Below are 18,540 nucleotides of genomic sequence, written 5' to 3' on the forward strand. Positions count from 1 at the left end.
ATGGTGTGCGCTGAATCGGTCCTCAAACCTCGCTCACGTTACTCAGGCCCAGGCGGGTCATGCGTCGCCACAAGGTAACTCGATCGATACCAAGCTCTCGGGCTACGGCACTGCGGTTATTGGCATGTTTCTGAAGCAGATTGATCAAGGCGTCGCGCTCCTCGTCCAAGGGTCCCGCCGAGGCTTGACCCTGACCGATCTGGTTTTTCTGTACTCGCTCGACAAAATCCTGCGGTAAATCGGCCAGTTCGACCTCGTTGCCCGTGGCGCAGATGCTGGTGTACTCCATGATATTGCGAAGCTCGCGCACATTGCCCGGCCAAGGGTAGTCGAGGAGCAGGTGCTTGACCTGGGAACCGAGTTTACGCGCGTTGCGTCCGCCAAACTTGGCAAGAAAATACTCGGCAAGCAGGATGATATCCGAACGCCGCTCCCGCAGCGGTGGGACGTGCACGGGTATGACGTTGAGTCGATAGAAGAGATCGGCACGAAAATCACCGCGCTCTACCGCCGCCTTCAGCCCCTGGTTGGTTGCGGCTACCACTCGCACATCCACCTTGCGAGTTTTCATCGAGCCAATGGGCTCAAAGGACTGTTCCTCCAGAACCTTCAGCAATTTTGCCTGATGCGGTTTGCTCAGTTCGCTGATCTCATCCAGAAACAGCGTGCCGCCATCGGCCGCGGCAAATCGTCCGATGCGATCGCCGACTGCGCCCGTGTACGCACCTTTGGCAGCACCGAAAAATTCCGCCTCCCAGAGATTCTCGGGAATGGCGGCGCAGTTGACCTCGACCAAAGGTTTGCGGGCGCGCAGGCTGCTGTCGTGGAGCAGACGGGCGAGCATTCCCTTTCCGGTCCCTGACTCGCCTTGGATGAGGACGCTGGCGTCGCTTTGCGCCACTTGTTCGATCAACTCGATGGCGCGCAACATCTGCGGGTCGCGACTGTGGATGCCCGCGCGTGACTCGCCGGAGAGGCTGCGTTCAGCCTGCCGCAGGGTCGTTACGTCTTCGATGAAAAAGACCCGATACTTTCGATCCCGTTGTCGTACCATGCGGGTGCGCAAGGCGAGGATCCGGGTTTCGTTGTCGTTGGTCACCACGCGATCCCAACTGACGCAACTTTCCGCAGGACGACTTACCGCATCCCCATGACCAGCGGAAATGGACGCCCGCACGATCTCCTTCTGCAATTGTAAATGTGGAATCTCACGTAAATGGGTGGCCCGATTGATCCCCAAGAACTGATCCGCAACGGAATTGAAATACAGAATGTTTCCCTGTTGATCGGCAATCATCATGCCGAACGGGATATTGTCTATCAGTTGCGGCATGACGGCCAACAGGACGTCCCGAGTCTTGCTATCGAGGTCAGTCATTGGTTCTCCTGCGGCGGAGGGCCGTAGCCCCCCGGATAGCCATATGGCCCATAATCCGGCCCAGGATAGGGAGGCGGATATCCAATCTCGCCAGCATAGCCTCGGCTGGGCGGTAATGGCAAAGGACGTGGAGGTCCAGAATATATGCTATTCTCGTTTGCCCAAGGAACCATACTGGCGAAGAAGGAGAACGGTGGCGACACGTTCTTGTTGAGACTCCAAAAATCCGCCTGCATTTGCCCCGTTGCCTGGGCCATGTAGTTGGTGGATGCCGTCATCCTGCGCATGTCGCTGGCCATGCTGTCCATATTCCGTTGGACATTGGGGCTGAGGGCTTGCACCTGCTTGGTCATGGCGCGTAGGTCGCGGCTCATTTCTACGGCCAGATAGAATTCGTAGGCTGCCAGCACCATGAAAGCGGTCAGGCCAGCAAAGACGATCAGACGAAGCTGGCGATCCGAGAGTCCTGCGAGGTTGTGATGATCCGCAGAAGACGGTTGAGAATCTTGGGTCATTTACGCTTTTCCTTGGTTCGTGTCTGCTGCGCGAGCAGTTCCTGTGCAAGAGGAGGGTCGAGGCGCTGCAAGATCGGTAGCAGAGCACCGGCTTCGAGAGGACGACCCTCGGCGATTAGAGATTTTGCTGCCAGATAGTAGTTTTTTGCCGCGAGCTGCGGACGTCCGGTCTGATAATAGATATTGCCGAGTTCACCATACCAGCGTGGCTGAGGATGTTCCTTGATAAGTTTCTCATACGCCGTTATGGCACCATTTATATTCCCATGCCAATAGTCTGCTCGTGCCTGAATGGCAAGACGGTCCAGCTGCGCGTTCTGTTCCTTGGAAGACGATTTCCCTGGCGCCTTCTTTGCGATGTTCTGGGCTTGTTTTGCTTTGTTTTCAGAGCGCTCGGTCTTGGTTTTTGCCGGCTCTACCTTCACGGCATCTGCCGCGATTGCGGGAGGGAAATTGCTCAAGACAAAAACAACGACCATGGTGACTATGGAAATCTGCCCAATTTTTCCCATTGATAAACTCCTTGCAGTCATTTTGCCAGCTCTGCCTGCAGCTGCATGGCCGCCTCGGGATTCAATCGGGTGAGGATAGGAATCAGTGCTGCAGCCTGCGCGTAGCGCCCCTGCGCCAATAACAACCGCCCGGCATGGCCGTAGGCGTTGCCAGCAGCAATTCTTTGCCCAGCAGCCCAGAGCACATTGCCGAGCTCACCGTAGAGTGCAGCGCGATCGGGATCTGCTTCGATCAACGCACGGTAATCGCCAATGGCCACCGCATAGTCGCGCAGCCAATACGCCTGTCGTGCCGCCATGAGCAGGGTGAGTTGACGATCGCTGAGACGATTTTCCGAACTCGTGGTGGTCGTCGGCGCATGGCCTGGTATCTCAGCCTCGTGCGTTGGCAGGGGGGCAGTTGCCGCCGGCGTTGGCGCAGGGGCCGGGTGGACCGCGGCGGGCTCGACTGTTTTACCGCGCCAGTCTGCCCAATGGCGTGCAAGGTAGGCGCGTACGCTTTGCCAGTCCTGTTGCCAGGTGCCGGGATGTTGGGCGATGGCAATGCCAATGAGCACGATCGCCACCAAAAGTATAAGAAAGAGCAATCGTGCCAGAAAAGCTCGCATATCAGGACTCCTGCCGAGGTGGTGATTTCATCGTCATGGTACGAAGGGTCCCGGAGGCGGGGGCACATCCATGGAGGAACTGGCGGCGGGCGGCGGCAGGGTACCTGTAGCCATTTGTGGGGTAGCCGACGCGTCGTTGGGATAGCCATAGTAGGCACCCTCAGGCGGGTATGCAGGCTCCGGTGCTGGATAAGCGGGAGCAGGATATCCACTGGGACCCATATAGGCGCCGCCGTAGTAGGCCGCATATGGACCATCGTAGGCACCATAGCTGCCGGTGCTAAAGGTCATGGGACCACCCCTTGGCCGCTGAATATGCATGCTGCCCATACTCCAGGGACCCATGCTGCCGGAAAACGGTCCACCCCAGCCCGAGAATGGGCCGGCAAAATTCTCCATGGGTCCCCACCCTCCCCAAGGCCCCCAGGCAAGAGCAGAGCTGCTGGTCAGCACAGTCATCGCTGCCAGCGTGAGGGCAGCGGCGCGACGCGATTTCATCCGTAACACGATTCGCTCCTCCACTCACCACCAACCCATGGGAGACATCGGTCCCCAGGGTGACATCGGACTGCCCCAACCCGACCATGGACTCCCGCCCCATGGTATTCCGCCACCCCAGGGTCTGCCCCAACCGGACCAGGGCGTGCCGCTACCCCAGCCGGACCAAGGCTGTCCCCAGCCGTCCCATGGGCCACCGGAAAAGCTCATGGGACCACCGTGGGGAAACTGCATGCTGAAGCTGCCCATATTCCACGGGCCGAAACTGCCGTTTCCCGGTCCCCCGTAGCCACCCCAAGGTCCGGCATAACCATCCCAAGGGCTGCCGTACCAGCCTCCGCCCCAAGGCATCCCTCCGCCCCAGGGCATTCCTCCACCATCCCAAGATCCCCAAGCAAGAGCAGAAGCGGGTAGGGCCAAGATCAACAACGTAGCAACGGCTAATGGTACTTTTTTCATGACGATGCACCTCTCGAATCGACGGGACGATGAGCGTCCCAGCACAAAATCACCGCGATCCCCGGGGATCTACTGCCAAGGCGGCGGCGCATATGGGCCAGGACCCACGGGTGGACGGCCAGGGCCGTAGCCGGACGGGGGCCCATAGGGCATGGGTGGGGGCGGTGGCGCCATCGGTCCTTGCCATCCACCGGCTGGGTGCCCGCCCATCTCCGGCAGGGGTGGATAGGGCCCCTGGGGTGGTGGACCGTAGGCCTCTGCCTGTGGGCCGTAGGCCGGTGGCATCGCGTAGGGCTCGGGGTAGGGACTGGGACCCATGGGTGGACGGCCAGGGCCGTAGCCGGGCGGAGCCCCATAAGGCATGGGTGGAGGCGGTGGCGCCATCGGCCCCTGCCATCCCCCGGCCCATCCCCCAGCGGGACTCGCATGCGTAGCGGACAGTGGAGGGTATGGCCCCTGTGGCGGCGGACCGTAAGCGGGCGTCCTTGGTCCGTAGGCTGGCTGGGGATAGGTACGTGGGGGCATCGGCGGATAGCCTTGTGCTCCGGGCGCCGTCCAGTACGGCTGTGCCATGGCGGGGTAGGGGGCACCCTGGGATGCGGCGGGATAACCGCCCATGGAGCCGTTACCACCAGATTGCGGACTGCTGTTGCCGGCACTCAATTCTTCTGGAGATACGGGGTAGGGCCCGGGAGGTGGCGGCACGTAGGCAACGGCTTCGGCTCGTGGGGCCAGGGGCGCTTGAGCGATACCGTTCCACTCCGGTGCGGTGCCATCGCTCTGCACCCCCCCACGCGACGGTATGGAGTCGTCGCTGGGAGCGGGCATTGCGGACGGACCAGTATCGCCTTGCCAGGGAATCATCCCGGAAGTACTGCCGCTGCCCACGGTGGTGTAATTCCCATCGTAGGGCGCGGCGACAGCGCCACTGCCGACGAGGAGACCGGCGAGCGCCATCAGGGCTCGGAGGCGATTGGTGGAAGGTTTAGGGTACATACGGATTCTCCTCGAGGCAGTTACTTCGTGAACAGGCGCGTAAGAAAACGGCGCCACGCGGTGACAAAAGCCCGGAGATCCTCCCAAAGGCTATGCCAGATCAATGACAGCAGGGCAAAACCATTGCCGCCGCGATGCTTCGTCCGCTGCGGACGGGTGCCGCTGTCCACCTTTTCGCTACGGGTAAGGGGCATCTCCCCAGGATGGACGACGATCCAGTTGCGGCGACTCATGGGAAATGGTGGCTTCCCCCTCATCGTGCCGTTATCCAGGTCGATACTGGCCGGACAAAAAGCGCGGCGACCACTGACGCAACCCATGGGAATGACCAGCAGGGTGAGAATGGTCGACACCATCACCCCAAAGAGCAGGGAGATACCCATGCCGCGGAAAATGGGTGAGGTGATGATCTCCGCCGAGCCCAGCATCAGTGCCAGAGCGGTAATGACGATGGGACGGGTACGGGTGGCACAGGCTTCGATCAGCGCATCGAGCACGGGATAGCCCTCGGCGACCCGCTGCTGGGAGTAATCCACCAAGAGGATCGAATTGCGCACGATGATACCGGCCAACGCGATGAAGCCGATCATCGAAGTAGCGGTAAAACTGGCGCCAAAGAGCCAGTGTCCCGGCAAAATCCCGATCAAGGTCAATGGAATGGGGACCATGATGATGGCAGGAATGATGAAATTGCCGAACTCCCAGACCACCAGCATGTAGATCAGCACCAGGGCGACCAGGAAAGCCGCGCCCATATCGCGGAAGGTGGTATACGTCACCGTCCATGCCCCCCCCCATTTGATGGCGGCACGGTCCCCACTCGGCTGACTGATCCAGTCGATTCCCAGAGCCTTGCCCGTGGGCGCTAGGTAGTGACGTAGGGCGGACTGGACTTCGAGCATGCCGTACAGAGGGGCATCGAGACGTCCCTGGGTATCCGCCATGACGTATTGCACCGGGCGAAGATCCTGCTGGTATATGGGCGCCTCTGCGGGGACGCGCTGGAAATTGCCCAGACTGTACAGTGGCACCACCCCGTAGTGCGGCGAAGGAATCGGCAGGTTGGCCAGATTCTGTACATTGCTGCGTAGATACAGAGGTGCCTGCAGGAAAATCGGTACCGCCAGAGTCTGTCCGTAGGGATGGAAATCCCCCAGCTCGTAGCCGCCCATGACCAGGGCCAGGGTATCGTTGACCGTGGCGTTGCTGATTCCTGCCATGCCGGCGCGGGTGGCATCCACACGGAAGGCAAGCAGGTCGTGGGGCGCCATCAGGGTGTTATTGACGTCCGTCAGGTTCCTGCTGTGTTCAAAGACCGTGGTCAGATGTTTGGCCACCGCATCCCGAACCGCTGCTGATGGACCGTAGACCTCGGCCACCACGGGCGCCAACACCGGAGGACCCGGCGGCGTCTGCACCACCTGAAGCCGTGCTCCCCAGCTCTGCGCCACGGCTTCGATACGCCGTCGCGCCTCCTTGGCCAAAGTCGAACTGGAAGCAGAGCGATCGCCGCTGTCCACCAACTGCACGTGGATCATGGCCTGCCAAGGCTGGTTACGCAGGTAGTAGTGGCGAACCATCCCATTGAAATCGTAGGGTTCCGGCGTGCCCACGTAGCTTTGCAGGGCAACGACATCGCGCATGCCCCGTAGCCTTTCCTCAATGGCGTAGGTCGCGTTGGCGGTATCGGCCAGTGCAGTGCCCGCGGGCATGTTCACCACCACATCGAATTCATCGGAATTATCGTGGGGGAGCATGGTGAAAGGCACCCATTCCACCACGAACAAGGCTAAGCTCCCGAAGAAGGCGACGACGATACCGGCGAGAAACAATCGGCCGTAGAGCTTGCGCCGTACCAGCGGAATCAGGGTCTGGGCGAAGAATTTGCGCAACCAGGCCGCTTGCCGTGCCTCGCGATGGTGCATCTTTTCGAGCACCCGCAGATTGGGCTTGAAGCGCACGATCAACCACGGCGCCAGAGCAAAGGCGATGAGTAAGGAAGAGAGCATGGCCACGGATCCCAGCACCGGAATCGGAGCCATGTACGGACCCATCATGCCGCCCACGAAGCCCATGGGCAGCAGGGCTGCAATGACCGTGAAGGTAGCCAGGATGGTGGGATTCCCCACTTCGCGTACGGCGTCGATGAGGGTTTCCGTCGAAGTGTTGTTCTCTTGTAGCCAACGACGATAGACGTTTTCGACGATGACGATGGAGTCGTCGACCAGAATACCGATGGAGAAGATGAGTCCAAAAAGGCTGACGCGATTGATGGTGATGCCCAAAAGCCACGCCGCGAACACCGTAATCAACAAGATCAGCGGAATGGTGATGACGACAACGGCGGCAGCGCGCCAGCCCAGGGTGAGAAAAATGAGTGCGCTGACGGCAGCAGTGGCCACCAACAGCTTGAAGAGGAGTGAGTTGACCTTGTCGTTGGCGGTCTTGCCGTCATCCCGAGTGATGCTGACGTGGACATTCTCTGGAATGACAGACCCCTCCAGGGAATGGATCCGCGCAATCAGCGCCTCGGCAACGCTCACGGCATTGCTGCCGGCCGTCTTGGCCAGGGCAATGGTCACCGCTGGAGCGTTGTGAATCGGCTCGCCCCTGTGCGCTGCACCGGTGCTGTAGGTAACGAGGCTGTGGGGAGCGATGGGACCGTAGTGCACGCTCGCCACCTGGGAGAGGTACACCGGTGCCCCATGGAAGACGCCGACGACGAGATTCTCAACCTGCCGTGGGCTGCGCAGGAAACCACCGCTCAGAATCGCCAAATGCTGGTTGTTACCCTCGGCGCTGCCACTTTGCGACTCCTGATTGGCGGAGCGCACCACCTCGGCAACGGCCTGGGGCGGCAGGTCATAGGCCGCCAAACGGCTTGGCTGCACATCGATATTCAGCGCGTCGGTAGCGCCGTGAACGATAAAGCTCTCGCCAGTGTCGGGAACCTCCTTCAAGCGCTTCAATACGCTCTGGGCGATTTCATCGAGGGTTCCCGGGCCCACACTCTCGGACCAGAGCGTAAAGGTCATGAAGGGGACGCTGTTGATACCCTTGGCGCGCACCAGGGGCTTGCCCGCCCCGACGGGGATACGATCCATGTTTGCGGCGAGTTTGTTGTACACCGCCACCAGAGCCGGGGCCATGTGTTCGCCCACCTCAAAGCGCACCGTGACCATGGCCTCGCCCTGATTGGAAACCGAATACACGTGGCGCACGCCCGGCAGTTCGCTCATCAGCTGCTGCAGGGGGTCTGCGACCATGCGTGCGACTTCTCCGGGCGAATGCCCAGGGTAGGGCACGAAGATGTCCACCATGGGCACGGATATCTGCGGATTGGATGCCCGCGGTGTGGAAACCAAGCCCAGAATACCGGCGGCGAGCAGCACCACGAGCGAGAGCGGCGCCAAAGGCGAGTTGATGAAAATACGGGCAATGCTGCCTGCGAGACCAAGGCTTTTCTTCTCCGGCGCTTGCGGAGTGGGACTGCCGTTGCAGGTGCTCATGCATCCGCTCCCGAAGCAGTGCGCAGCCGATAGCCGGAGCCAATCCCGGCGGGCGGATCGTTGACCACGATCTCTCCAGGTCGTAATCCCGACAGCACTTGCACCATGCCGTTACCCAGGGGTTCGCCCAAGCGCAAGACGCGCAGTTGCGTGACGCCGCGCACGTCCACCAGTACCGAGGGCAGACTACGGCCGGGCAGCAAGGCCGACTTCGGGATGGCCACACCAAGGGAGGTCGACCGTGCAGCGGGCAGATGCACCGTCACATAATCACCGGCACGAATACCGGTGTCCGGCGGTAGAGCGAGCTTGACGGCTATGGTATGGGTCTGCGCATCGGCCTGGGGCGCGATCTGTATCACCCGCGCGTCCACGGAACGCCCATTGCTGGCGACTTCCAATGCCTCCCCAAGCCGCAGGCCCGCGCTCATGCTGGTGGGAACCTGAACCAGGACCTGCGCTGGTCCAGCCCCGCCCAAGACCAGAAGCGACTGGCCGGGCTGTACCACATCGCCCGGGTTCACATCCTTCTGCAAAATGACCCCGTAGAAAGGAGAGACGCCGTACGCGTTGCGGATCTCGGCGTCGATTTCGCGAATGCGATAGGCCGCCGATTGCAGCTGGGCCTGCGCCTGCAAGGCGGCGGCGCGGCGATTGTCCAGGGCTGCAAGATAATTGGCCCAGGGATTTTGCTGGTTGCCCATCATGGCAGCGAAGGCCTGACCAAACCAGGCGAAGGGATTCCAGGGATTGGCGCCGCCGTAGTTGTAGAGCTGCACCTGATACTGGGAGTAACCATTGTCCACTGCCACCTGTGCGGCCGCATAGGCAGCCTCCGCCTGTGCCCGTTGTGCCAGCAGACCGGCGGTATCCAGCGCAACGACCACCTCGTCGCCGCGAACCGGCGTGCCCGCAGGACCGGCAACGTACTGTACGCGACCGCCCGTCTGCGCCCGCAACACCACAACCTGCCCAGGAATGGCACGGGCACCCAGGACCGGACCCAAAGCCGGCGCTTGGTGTACCTCGATCAAGGTCGGTGCGGCAAAGGCAAGGGTCGGCACAAGGCCGAGCGCCAGCATGGGCAACCAGCGAATTACGGTAAAGCTTCGAGAGGTCATTTTGTCTACGTTCCTGAAGAATGTTCGCCATTGGGTTAGCATAGTTCGTGCCTAATAGTAACGTATTGTTTTCTATGCAATAATAAAATATCGATCGGTGATCTGTTGCACGACGGAAGGGTGTTTATAATGAAAAACAAAGAGATGATCTGTTGCAGGGGGAGCGTTGCGTTGCAGCACTCTTGGTCATCGATAGCGTGTGAGTCCAATTATCATCGTGGATTCAGACGGTTTTACGCGCTCGCGGAAATCGTCTGCTGCACATGCAACGGCTGCAACAGGCGTAATATCGCAAGTGCATAATAAAAACAATGCGATATGTAATACCGTTGCAAAAAGAAAGAAGTCCGACCTCTAATATATAATGAAAAAACATTGGGTTATAATTTGGCACGGACTGTGCTTGCCGTCATCTCAGTAATTCTGGAATGGGATTGCCGGGTGTCGAAAGGGGCGCAAAAGGCGCTCCGGACAACGACAGAAGATGGCGACTATGCGCAGGAGTACACCAATCATGAAGATGAAGAAAAGGTGGATGTTTGGTTCGGCCGCGGTTCTGGGGGTGTCTGCCCTATTGGCCGCGGCGCCGGCCTTTGCCTGGGGTCCGTGGGGTGGTATGCCCTGGGGAGGCGGCATGCCCTGGGGCGGGGTGAGCAATCCCTTTACCGGCAGTAGCGGCCCTTTCAGCGGCTACGGCGGCCCCTTTACTGGCAGCAGCGGACCCTGGGACATGGGCAGCATGAGCTTCAACGGGCCCCATGGTGGCCCGATGAATTTCAACAGCGGTCGTTATGGCAGCTACGGGCAAGGATTCAATGGCTACTACGGCGGTGCCTATGGCGATGGCTATGGTCAAGCCTATGGCCCGAGTGCTCCTTATCCCGCCTATCCGGGTTACGGACCTCAAGGGGCTTATGGGGCTTATCCTCAGCCAGCACCCGGTTACGCCCCGGCCTACCCACCGGCGCCAAACTATGCGCCGCCCGCTGGTCCCTATGGTTACGGCCAGCCCTATCCCGGTTACGCGCCCAGCTACAACCCCTATGGTTACGGGTATCGCTGAGCCGCAGAGACAGAGTGGGCAGACCAGGATGTTACCCGCCAGGGGACCCCGTCCGTCGGCTCGGGCCCCCATTCGATCGTCACGATAGGAGTGAAGCATGACAAGCAATGAGAAGGACCTGCACGCCAGCGAGGACGAGACGCCGTCCGTTGGCGAAGGACCCGACGCCGAGCGCAGCGTGCACGAGCACGGCGATGCCGTGTCCGAGACGGCGGCGTCCGAGGCCACCCGTCTGGCTGCGGGGAAGGAATCGGAGGGCGAGGCCGTGCCATCCGGGACGCAAGCGCCGCAGGTGACTCCCACGACGGGAACCACGGCACCCAGTTTTGCGTCCCAGAGTTCGGGCACGACGGCACCCTCCCTTGGCTCTGCGGGGGGTGGTACGACTCCGCCCGGAGGCACCACGAGCTATCCGCCGCTGCCGCCTCGGCAACCCAAAAAAAGCGCGGTCAGCCGGCTGCTCTCATGGCCCGCCCTGGTTGCCCTCCTGATCATCCTAATCATTGCGCTGTTCATCTGGGGGATTAGCGCCCACCAGAAAAGCAGTGCCCCGAAAGTCGCCGAAAAGACCCTTACCGTTGCTCCCATTGCTGCACCTGGCATGGCGGCAGGCTCGCAGGCGGCACCTAGGCTCAGTGCCGAGCAGCGTCAGGAGCTCATGGCGGCACGTGCCGCCTATTGGCAGCACGACATTCCCGCTGCCATCGCGAAGTATCGGGCACTGATCCGACAGGTCCCCAATGCAGCCTTTGCCTACGGTGAATTGGGCAATGTCTATTATATGGACGGTGAGCGGCACAAGGCGGCGGAAAATTTTTCCCGCGCAGCCATGCTGTTGATTCGGCAGGGTCAGGAACAGAGGGCCGCGAGTCTGGTTCCGGTGCTTGGGACCCTGGATCCTGCCTTGGCACAAAAAGTTCAGGAAGCGCTGGCGCACAGTCCTGAAGATCGGGGCTACGGCAGCGAGGATAGATATTAGCGGAATGGGTCCCCTTTTCCGGGCAGAGTCATCTCTGCCCGTTTTTCAGCGGCACTAGACCCGGGCCATCACCGAAAAGCTTTTGACGAAAGGTGTGGCCATGCGTGGATCTTTCAACATGCTCTTGTAGTCCCCCACCTTGAACTTGATCTTGCCGGTAGTGAAGGCCATACCTAGGCCCGTCATGCCGGGCGGGCTCGATATCCACTTCATCCACTGATCGACGCTGGCACGAATGTCCCAGTTCAGCGCTTGCCCTTGATAGGCGCCGGCACTGGCCACCTGCCCCTTGAGTACCTGAAGAAATCCGCGAGGCGCTTCCTCCTCCACGAAGCCGTAGGCGATGTTGGAGGCAAAGTCGATTTGTCCCAAGGCCTGGGCCAGGTCGGGTTCTCGGTTCCACTCAGCGGCAAATCGTTCCATCCATGCGGGCGAAAATAGTTCTGCCATGCGTTGACTCTCCTTGTATCTGTCAGACGGGGCACGATGCCCCGTGCGCATGGCTCAAGCAGCTTTCGTTCCCACGCTAGGGATATCGTATTAAGCATAAAAAAACAATAGGATAGTAATCGGGTTGCGATAGGATTGGCGAGAAGCCGTTGCAGGTGCAACGCGGTATCCGTAGCTTGCAACACCCCCCCCCCCCGAATGGATCCAAGCCGGCGTTGACGGGATCCAGCCAGGGTCCTGAAGTTAGCCGAATTGGGTTGGCAGATTGGCGGATCTCGTACCGGGTTCTCCGCCTCCCTGGGCTGTGGTCGCTTGACAGCCGGTGCTTGTCGGTAGGGGGTAGGGATGGATGTTCGCGATGGTGCGCATCGCCAATTCACCCTTGTCGCTCCCAGGAAACACCTGCGAGCCACCCGGGGGGCTCAAAGCCCGATAATTACAGTAGGCACATACCTTGCTTGTAACGCTGTGTACTTGGGTGACAAGGAGATCCACGCATGTCGGTTGGCAACTCCAGACGGCTGATTCTGGCGGTGGTGGCGGGGGCTCTGCTGAGCACGAGCGCGGCACTGGTGGAGGGCGGAACCCGGTATACGCAGCTTGCAGGCCCGAACACGGTGTCCCCGACTTACCGCGTCAGTGATGCCGATTACCTACGCCCCTACCCGTATCCCTATCCCTACGGCTACAGCCGCAAGGCCTTGCGCATCTACGGGCGTTGGAAACGGCATCTGGAAAGGAAGGAGGAGAGGGCCGATCGCCGCTACTGGAAGGCACGGAGAAAATACGACGACCGAGTATATCGAGCGGAGCGGAAGTACGACCGCTCCGTATATGGGTACTGAAAAGAGGATATTGACCATGCATTTACCTTCAATGCGCCCCCCTGTGGGCTTGCGCTACCGTGGTCTGCGCTTTGGACTACTGCTTGGCCTGGGTCTGATCCTGTCCGGCTGCTATGCGGCAGTCCAGCCAGGCCCCGGAGGCTACTACAATGCTCCTCCCCCGCCACCACCGCCGGGCGGTCCGGGAGCGCCACCCCCGCCGCCACCGGGACCACCTCCGCCACCGCCTCCCGGCTGGTAAAGGGTCGGGTGCGGCCCCCGACAGGGTGTGTGTCTATTCTGCCGGGTGTCCATGACCTTCAGGCTCGTTCGAGCGCTTCTCGGGCTCAGGATCGAGGTCACGGCCTGAGTAGCGCCGGCGGTCACGCCCCCTTCGGGGGGCCGCAGAACGCTCTCCGTTGGAAAAAGCCCTTCCAGGAGGACGGCGGCAGTCCGGCGACATGGACGGCCAAATCCTCTGCTCGCGCTCTGGTTCCGAATTCGAGGCGAGCTTCGCCCAAACCCTCACGGAACGGCAGAACCCGCCTTGGTAAACCTAGCCCCAGACGCCGACAATGAACGTCCCTGCCGAACGCTACCGTGGCACCATCCACGAATCCTTCGTCGACGACCACGAAGACCTGCTCTTTACCGACCTCGCCCGTTTCAAGCAAAAGCTCGCCGATTGGCTCGTCTTCGACTACGCCGAACGACCACACCATCGATTTAGCCAACGACCACCGCTATCCTTCCTCCGGCAAGATTACCACGAGTACCAAAAGTGGTGGACTCGAGCACCACGAGACGCGCGTGTCGGAAGGTCTGTTATACTCCTCGCGGGAAGGCCCACGACAGCGAAAGGACAATACCATGAAACTCTCCTTCCACGGCGCTGACCGTAACGTTACCGGCTCTTGTCACTTGCTCGAGGCTCGGGGCAAGCGTGTACTCATCGACTGCGGCATGTTTCAGGGCGGTCGCGAGCTGGACGAGGAAAATGCCGACGATTTTGGCTTCGATCCTCGCTCCATCGACCTGCTTTTGCTCACCCATGCCCACCTCGACCATTGTGGTCGGATCCCGTTGCTTGCCAAGCGTGGATTTCGCGGCGAGATCATTACCACTGCCGCTACTCGCGAACTCACTCGTGTGGTTTTGCTCGACTCGGCCCACCTGCAGGAGGAAGATGCAGAACGTCGCCAACGCCATGCCAATCGCCACGGGGAAGCGAGCGCTCAGCCTTTGTATACCACCCTCGATGCCCTCAACGCGCTGGAATTCTTTGGTCGGACTGCGGAGTATGGTCAGAGCCTGGAACTTGCCCCGGGGTTGACAGCTACCTTCTACGATGCCGGACATATCCTCGGATCGGCGAGTATTCGCATCGAAGCGCATGGTACGGGTGCGCCCAAGTCCATCATTTTTTCCGGAGACCTTGGCAATGCCGGGCGCGCCCTTCTGCGTGACCCCCAACTCCCGCCGCGAGCCGACAGCGTGGTCATGGAAACCACCTATGGAGATCGCCTCCACAAGCCCATCGAGCCCTCTATTGCCGAGCTCTTTGCGGCGATCCGCGATACCCTGCAGCGAGGGGGTAATGTCATTATTCCCACCTTTGCCCTGGAGCGTGCGCAGGAACTCTTGTTTTACCTGCGCAGAGGTATCGAGGAGGGAGAATTACCGCAACGCCTGCCGGTCTTCCTGGACTCTCCCATGGCCATTTCGGCTACGGAAATCTTCCGACATCATCCCGAGTGTTACGGTGAGGAGGTGGATGCACTCTTTCGAAAAGGCCAAGACCCTTTCGCTTTGCCTGGGCTGCGCTTCGTGCGCGAGACGGCCGATTCCATTGCGCTCAACCGCTTGGTTGGCGGGGCGGTGATCATGGCCGGTTCGGGCATGGCAACCGGGGGGAGGGTGCGCCATCATCTGCGCCACAACCTCTGGCGAAGCGATTCGAGTGTGGTTTTTGTCGGCTATGCAGCCCGCGGAACCCTGGCGCGCTTGCTCATCGACGGTGCCAGGACGGTCCGTCTTTTTGGCGACGAAATCCCCGTTCACGCGCAGCTGCACACCATCAACGGCTTTTCTGCCCACGCCGATCAGCGCGAGTTGCTCGCTTGGCAGCAGGCGCTGCGCCCGACGCGGACCATTCTCGTGCACGGCGATCCCGACAGTATGGATACCTTCGCCGCATTGCTGAAGGATACGGAGGTCAATCGGCCGGCTCAGGGGGAGGTCATCGAGCTCTGAGGCACCGACCGCCGCCCCTGCTTCTTGCGAGATTGCCCCAGCAGCAAAGGTGATGGACGCATACAGATCCTTGACACTGGGGCGACAGCGGCCGACAATGCCGAGCTTCATCCGCCCACGTGGGCGTTGCTTAATGATTCGGGAGTTGGTTCCGTGGCAAATAGTGCTCAAGCGCGCAAGCGCGTTCTGCAAAATGAAAACCGTCGGCGGCACAATGCCAGCCTGCGGTCGCGTATGCGTACCTACGTCAAGTCGGTGCTGAAGGCGGTGCGTGAGGGCGACCAGGAGCAGGCGCGCCGTGCTCTGCATCAGGCTGAATCCATCATCGACAAGACGGCCAGCAAGGGTATCGTCCACGCCAATACCGCAGCGCGGACCAAGAGCCGGCTTTCGGCCCGCGTCAAGGCTCTGGGCACCGCGCAGTCCTGACAATCCCGATGGGCGCCCCTTGCTGCCGTTTGCGGGGCGGGGGGCTCTGGCCAGTTTTGGCGCCTCAGTCGTCCAGCAAGGCGCGCAGGCGGGAACAGGCCGCCGTCGCGCTCAGGGCTTCCTGCTCTTCCGCACCGCTCGCCCAGTCCAGCAGTTCACGCGGTAATTCCTGCAGAAAGCGAGAGGGTTCGGGCGCCTGCGCCTCACCATAGCGCTTGCGTCGGCGGCAATAGCTGAGACTCAGTTTGTGTCGTGCCCGCGTCACACCGACATAGAAAAGACGGCGTTCTTCCTCGATCTGGGCTGGCGTCTCGCTGTTGCGGTGCGGCAAGAGTTCCTCTTCCACACCCACCAGAAACACGCGGGAAAACTCCAGTCCCTTGGCTCCGTGCAGGGTAGACAGACGCAGTACGTCGCGCTCCTCGTCGTCCTCGTCGCGCTCCAGGATGTGGATGACGCTGAGGCGATTGAGTAGCTCCGCCAGGTTTTTCGGGCCGTCTTCCTGCTCCAGCAGCCGTGCCATCCAAGCCAGCAGTTCTTCCAGATTCTCCCACTTGCGCCGAGCCTCGCGCTCATCGCCCTCGTTTTCCAGATAGCGACGATAGCCGATCTCTTCCAGGAGATCGCGTAGCGTTGGCATGAGCTCGCTTCTGGCGCAGGCTTCGGCGGTCCGGTTCAGCCAATCGCCAAAACTGCGCAGGGCGAGCAGCGGGCGTTCGGCGAGATCCAGATCCTCTTCCCAGAGTGCGGCAAAGAGCGACATCTGCCGCGCTTTGGCATGTTCTCCCAGGGTTTCCAGGGTTGCACTGCCGATGCCTCTGCGGGGGGTGTTGACCGCCCGCAAAAAGGCCGCATCGTCATCGGGGTTGGCCAAGAGACGGCAGTAGGCCAAAAAATCCCGGATCTCACTGCGCTCGAAGAAGGATATGCCGCCGGATAGTTGATAGGGGATACGCGCATTGCGTAAAGCCGTCTCGAAGGGGCGGGACTGATGATTACTGCGGTAGAGTATGGCGTAATCGCGATACTCGCCCTGCCGCTGGAAGCGATCGCGCAGGATGGCATTGACGACCTGTTCCGCTTCATCGGTTTCGTCTCTGGCGACGATGACCTGAATGCGGTCGCCCTCACCCAGACTGCTCCAGAGTTTTTTCTCAAAGAGATGGGGATTGTGGGCGATGAGGTGGTTGGCTGCCTGGAGAATGCGTCCGGTGGAACGGTAGTTCTGTTCCAGTTTGATGAGTCTCAGGTCGGGAAAATCCTGGGCCAGTCGCTGGAGGTTGTCGGCGGCGGCGCCGCGCCACGAGTAGATGCTCTGATCGTCGTCCCCCACGGCCGTCAGATTCTGTCTTTTTTTCAGTAGGTTTTGCAAAAGTCGGTATTGCGCGCCGTTACTGTCCTGATACTCGTCCACCAGGAGGTACCGGATCCGCTCCTGCCAGCGTTCCTGCGCTTCGGCAAAGCGGCTCAAGAGCTCTGTAGGCAAGAGGATGAGATCGTCGAGATCCACGGAGTTGCAGGCCTTCAGGGCGCGCTGGTAGGGACGATAGACGCGCTGGGCCAGTTCATCGAGACGGTCCCGTATGGGCATATCCTCGGGCCCATGACCGTCGTTCTTGGCTTTGGAGATGCGCGCCTGAATGCTCTCGGCCAGATCACTGGGCCCCTGCATCTCACGCAGGAGATTGCGTACCAGGGTGAGGCTATCGCCGGGATCGACGACGCTGAAGTTCTCGCGATAGCCCAGCTGCGTGATGTCTTGGCGCAGGATCTCGAGCCCCAGGCGATGAAAGGTGGAAATGGTCAGCCCGCGGGCAGAGCGCCCTTCCAGGGACTGCTGCACGCGCCCCTTCATCTCCCGCGCGGCCTTGTTGGTGAAGGTCACGGCGGCGATATGGCGAGGCTCGACCCCGTGATCTTGAATGAGGTGGACGATCTTGCGGGTGATGACGCGGGTCTTGCCGGAGCCGGCGCCGGCCAAAACCAGGACGGGCCCGTGCACCCGGGCTACGGCTTCCCGCTGGGGACCGTTGAGGTCAGCGAGGGCCGCGCTCATACCCCTTCGCGGGCGGCGGAAGCGGCAGCCGAGTCGGCGGCGGGCGGGCTGCTGGCGAAACCGCCGCGGTACGCCCACCAGATGATGACGGGCCCCAGGACGATCATGGGGACAGACAGGAATTGCCCCATGGTAAAGGGTCCCCAGACAAAGCCCAGCTGGATGTCCGGTTGCCGGGCAAACTCCGCCAGGAAGCGAAAGATGCCGTAGAAGAGAACGAACATGCCACCGACGGCACCGGCGGGTCGGGCCCGCCTGCTGTAGACGGCCAGGATGATGAAGAGCAGTACGCCTTCCAGTAGGAATTCATAGAGCTGCGAGGGTTGCCGGGGCTGTGGCCCACCCGCCGGGAAGACCATCGCCCAGGGCAGGTGAGAGACACGCCCAAAGAGCTGGTCGTTGATGAAGTTGGCCAAGCGGCCAAGACCCAGGCCGATGGGCACGGCGGGCGCGATGAAATCCAAGGTCGGAAGGAAGGCGTGCCGGTGGTTTCCCAGAGAAAAGATCCAGCAGGCCAGCACCACTCCCAGGAGGCCGCCGTGAAAGGACATGCCACCGTCCCATATGGCCAGGGCCTTGAGGGGATGGTCCAGGTAAAAGGGCAGGTTGTACCAGAGCACATAGCCTACCCGTCCACCAAGGATGGCGCCCAGGGCAACGTAGAACTCCAGATCCACCACCTCGCCCTTGTGCCAGCGCCAGTGGTCCTGGCGACCGCGACGGATCAGCCAGAAGGTGGCGATGACAAAGCTGATGATTTCCAGTAGGCCATACCAGTGGATGGTCAGGGGCCCCAGCTGGAAGCCCACGGGATTGATGTCGGGATAGTGCAGCATGGTAGCCCCCTTACGCTGGCGCCAAGATGGCCGAGGCCCATGGCCCTGTCAAGC

The 18,540-nt window shown here is 61.0% G+C and carries 17 protein-coding genes; 5 read left to right on the forward strand and 12 right to left on the reverse strand.

The annotated features are described in order from the left end of the window. Window positions 1-22: 22 nt before the first annotated feature. The 8 genes from ACAty_RS03840 to ACAty_RS03875 all read right to left on the reverse strand — a co-directional run bounded on the left by ACAty_RS03840 (window position 23) and on the right by ACAty_RS03875 (window position 9,596). Window positions 23-1,378 carry a sigma-54 interaction domain-containing protein gene (locus tag ACAty_RS03840; protein ID WP_004871002.1) on the reverse strand — a complete coding sequence of 452 codons (1,356 nt, stop codon included), beginning with the start codon at window positions 1,376-1,378 and terminating at the stop codon, window positions 23-25. After that, complete coding sequence (locus tag ACAty_RS03845; protein WP_004871003.1) at window positions 1,375-1,893, reverse strand: hypothetical protein; 519 nt, start codon at window positions 1,891-1,893, stop codon at window positions 1,375-1,377. The genes ACAty_RS03840 and ACAty_RS03845 overlap by 4 nt, the downstream gene beginning before the upstream one ends. Further along, window positions 1,890-2,405 (reverse strand): tetratricopeptide repeat protein, encoded by a 516-nt coding sequence (locus tag ACAty_RS03850; RefSeq protein ID WP_004871004.1) that lies wholly within the window; start codon window positions 2,403-2,405, stop codon window positions 1,890-1,892. The genes ACAty_RS03845 and ACAty_RS03850 overlap by 4 nt, the downstream gene beginning before the upstream one ends. A gap of 17 nt (window positions 2,406-2,422) precedes the next feature. Beyond that, window positions 2,423-3,013: a hypothetical protein gene (locus ACAty_RS03855; RefSeq protein WP_004871005.1), complete on the reverse strand. Its 591-nt coding sequence runs from the start codon at window positions 3,011-3,013 to the stop codon at window positions 2,423-2,425. 33 nt (window positions 3,014-3,046) lie between these two features. Next, window positions 3,047-3,511, reverse strand: a complete 465-nt coding sequence (locus ACAty_RS03860) for a hypothetical protein (protein WP_038471635.1) — start codon at window positions 3,509-3,511, stop codon at window positions 3,047-3,049. A gap of 528 nt (window positions 3,512-4,039) precedes the next feature. Then, window positions 4,040-4,966, reverse strand: coding sequence for a hypothetical protein (locus ACAty_RS15770; protein ID WP_038471638.1), 927 nt, complete (start codon window positions 4,964-4,966; stop codon window positions 4,040-4,042). 20 nt (window positions 4,967-4,986) lie between these two features. Further along, window positions 4,987-8,475, reverse strand: coding sequence for an efflux RND transporter permease subunit (locus tag ACAty_RS03870; protein WP_004871006.1), 3,489 nt, complete (start codon window positions 8,473-8,475; stop codon window positions 4,987-4,989). Then, window positions 8,472-9,596, reverse strand: coding sequence for an efflux RND transporter periplasmic adaptor subunit (locus tag ACAty_RS03875; RefSeq protein WP_004871007.1), 1,125 nt, complete (start codon window positions 9,594-9,596; stop codon window positions 8,472-8,474). The genes ACAty_RS03870 and ACAty_RS03875 overlap by 4 nt, the downstream gene beginning before the upstream one ends. Window positions 9,597-10,110: 514 nt before the next feature. On the opposite strand from ACAty_RS03875, the gene ACAty_RS03880 reads away from it, so the two are divergent. Then, the gene (locus tag ACAty_RS03880; protein WP_004871008.1) at window positions 10,111-10,659 is read left to right on the forward strand and encodes a hypothetical protein; all 549 of its coding nucleotides are present in this window, start codon (window positions 10,111-10,113) and stop codon (window positions 10,657-10,659) included. Between the two features lie 97 nt (window positions 10,660-10,756). Next, window positions 10,757-11,638, forward strand: a complete 882-nt coding sequence (locus tag ACAty_RS03885) for a tetratricopeptide repeat protein (protein WP_004871009.1) — start codon at window positions 10,757-10,759, stop codon at window positions 11,636-11,638. A gap of 54 nt (window positions 11,639-11,692) precedes the next feature. On the opposite strand, the gene ACAty_RS03890 is transcribed toward ACAty_RS03885, so the two are convergent. Further along, window positions 11,693-12,088: a hypothetical protein gene (locus ACAty_RS03890; RefSeq protein ID WP_004871010.1), complete on the reverse strand. Its 396-nt coding sequence runs from the start codon at window positions 12,086-12,088 to the stop codon at window positions 11,693-11,695. Between the two features lie 497 nt (window positions 12,089-12,585). Between ACAty_RS03890 and ACAty_RS03895 the strand changes: the two genes are divergently transcribed. Further along, window positions 12,586-12,933 (forward strand): hypothetical protein, encoded by a 348-nt coding sequence (locus ACAty_RS03895; RefSeq protein WP_038471641.1) that lies wholly within the window; start codon window positions 12,586-12,588, stop codon window positions 12,931-12,933. 362 nt (window positions 12,934-13,295) lie between these two features. On the opposite strand, the gene ACAty_RS16210 is transcribed toward ACAty_RS03895, so the two are convergent. After that, window positions 13,296-13,646: a hypothetical protein gene (locus tag ACAty_RS16210; RefSeq protein WP_153801801.1), complete on the reverse strand. Its 351-nt coding sequence runs from the start codon at window positions 13,644-13,646 to the stop codon at window positions 13,296-13,298. Between the two features lie 136 nt (window positions 13,647-13,782). Between ACAty_RS16210 and ACAty_RS03905 the strand changes: the two genes are divergently transcribed. Beyond that, on the forward strand, window positions 13,783-15,165 hold the full coding sequence (locus tag ACAty_RS03905) for an MBL fold metallo-hydrolase RNA specificity domain-containing protein (RefSeq protein ID WP_004871012.1): 1,383 nt from the start codon (window positions 13,783-13,785) through the stop codon (window positions 15,163-15,165). Between the two features lie 153 nt (window positions 15,166-15,318). Continuing rightward, the gene (rpsT, locus tag ACAty_RS03910) at window positions 15,319-15,594 is read left to right on the forward strand and encodes a 30S ribosomal protein S20 (protein ID WP_004871013.1); all 276 of its coding nucleotides are present in this window, start codon (window positions 15,319-15,321) and stop codon (window positions 15,592-15,594) included. A 64-nt stretch (window positions 15,595-15,658) separates the two neighbouring features. Here the strand turns inward: rpsT and ACAty_RS03915 are convergent, their stop codons facing one another. Both ACAty_RS03915 and lgt read right to left on the reverse strand, forming a co-directional pair. After that, window positions 15,659-17,650 carry a UvrD-helicase domain-containing protein gene (locus tag ACAty_RS03915; protein WP_004871014.1) on the reverse strand — a complete coding sequence of 664 codons (1,992 nt, stop codon included), beginning with the start codon at window positions 17,648-17,650 and terminating at the stop codon, window positions 15,659-15,661. Continuing rightward, window positions 17,647-18,486 (reverse strand): prolipoprotein diacylglyceryl transferase, encoded by an 840-nt coding sequence (lgt, locus tag ACAty_RS03920; RefSeq protein WP_004871015.1) that lies wholly within the window; start codon window positions 18,484-18,486, stop codon window positions 17,647-17,649. Before lgt ends, ACAty_RS03915 begins: the two co-directional genes overlap by 4 nt. Between the last annotated feature and the right edge of the window lie 54 nt (window positions 18,487-18,540).

The organism is Acidithiobacillus caldus ATCC 51756 (assembly GCF_000175575.2).
Lineage (GTDB): Bacteria > Pseudomonadota > Gammaproteobacteria > Acidithiobacillales > Acidithiobacillaceae > Acidithiobacillus_A > Acidithiobacillus_A caldus.

What these genes read in the sequence shown, in the direction of transcription:
- ACAty_RS03840 (WP_004871002.1), bottom strand. Translation starts at nt 1,378, where the DNA reads ATGACTGACCTCGATAGCAAGACTCGGGACGTCCTGTTGGCCGTCATG.
- ACAty_RS03845 (WP_004871003.1), bottom strand. Translation starts at nt 1,893, where the DNA reads ATGACCCAAGATTCTCAACCGTCTTCTGCGGATCATCACAACCTCGCA.
- ACAty_RS03850 (WP_004871004.1), bottom strand. Translation starts at nt 2,405, where the DNA reads ATGGGAAAAATTGGGCAGATTTCCATAGTCACCATGGTCGTTGTTTTT.
- ACAty_RS03855 (WP_004871005.1), bottom strand. Translation starts at nt 3,013, where the DNA reads ATGCGAGCTTTTCTGGCACGATTGCTCTTTCTTATACTTTTGGTGGCG.
- ACAty_RS03860 (WP_038471635.1), bottom strand. Translation starts at nt 3,511, where the DNA reads ATGAAATCGCGTCGCGCCGCTGCCCTCACGCTGGCAGCGATGACTGTG.
- ACAty_RS15770 (WP_038471638.1), bottom strand. Translation starts at nt 4,966, where the DNA reads ATGTACCCTAAACCTTCCACCAATCGCCTCCGAGCCCTGATGGCGCTC.
- ACAty_RS03870 (WP_004871006.1), bottom strand. Translation starts at nt 8,475, where the DNA reads ATGAGCACCTGCAACGGCAGTCCCACTCCGCAAGCGCCGGAGAAGAAA.
- ACAty_RS03875 (WP_004871007.1), bottom strand. Translation starts at nt 9,596, where the DNA reads ATGACCTCTCGAAGCTTTACCGTAATTCGCTGGTTGCCCATGCTGGCG.
- ACAty_RS03880 (WP_004871008.1), top strand. Translation starts at nt 10,111, where the DNA reads ATGAAGATGAAGAAAAGGTGGATGTTTGGTTCGGCCGCGGTTCTGGGG.
- ACAty_RS03885 (WP_004871009.1), top strand. Translation starts at nt 10,757, where the DNA reads ATGACAAGCAATGAGAAGGACCTGCACGCCAGCGAGGACGAGACGCCG.
- ACAty_RS03890 (WP_004871010.1), bottom strand. Translation starts at nt 12,088, where the DNA reads ATGGCAGAACTATTTTCGCCCGCATGGATGGAACGATTTGCCGCTGAG.
- ACAty_RS03895 (WP_038471641.1), top strand. Translation starts at nt 12,586, where the DNA reads ATGTCGGTTGGCAACTCCAGACGGCTGATTCTGGCGGTGGTGGCGGGG.
- ACAty_RS03905 (WP_004871012.1), top strand. Translation starts at nt 13,783, where the DNA reads ATGAAACTCTCCTTCCACGGCGCTGACCGTAACGTTACCGGCTCTTGT.
- ACAty_RS03915 (WP_004871014.1), bottom strand. Translation starts at nt 17,650, where the DNA reads ATGAGCGCGGCCCTCGCTGACCTCAACGGTCCCCAGCGGGAAGCCGTA.
- lgt (WP_004871015.1), bottom strand. Translation starts at nt 18,486, where the DNA reads ATGCTGCACTATCCCGACATCAATCCCGTGGGCTTCCAGCTGGGGCCC.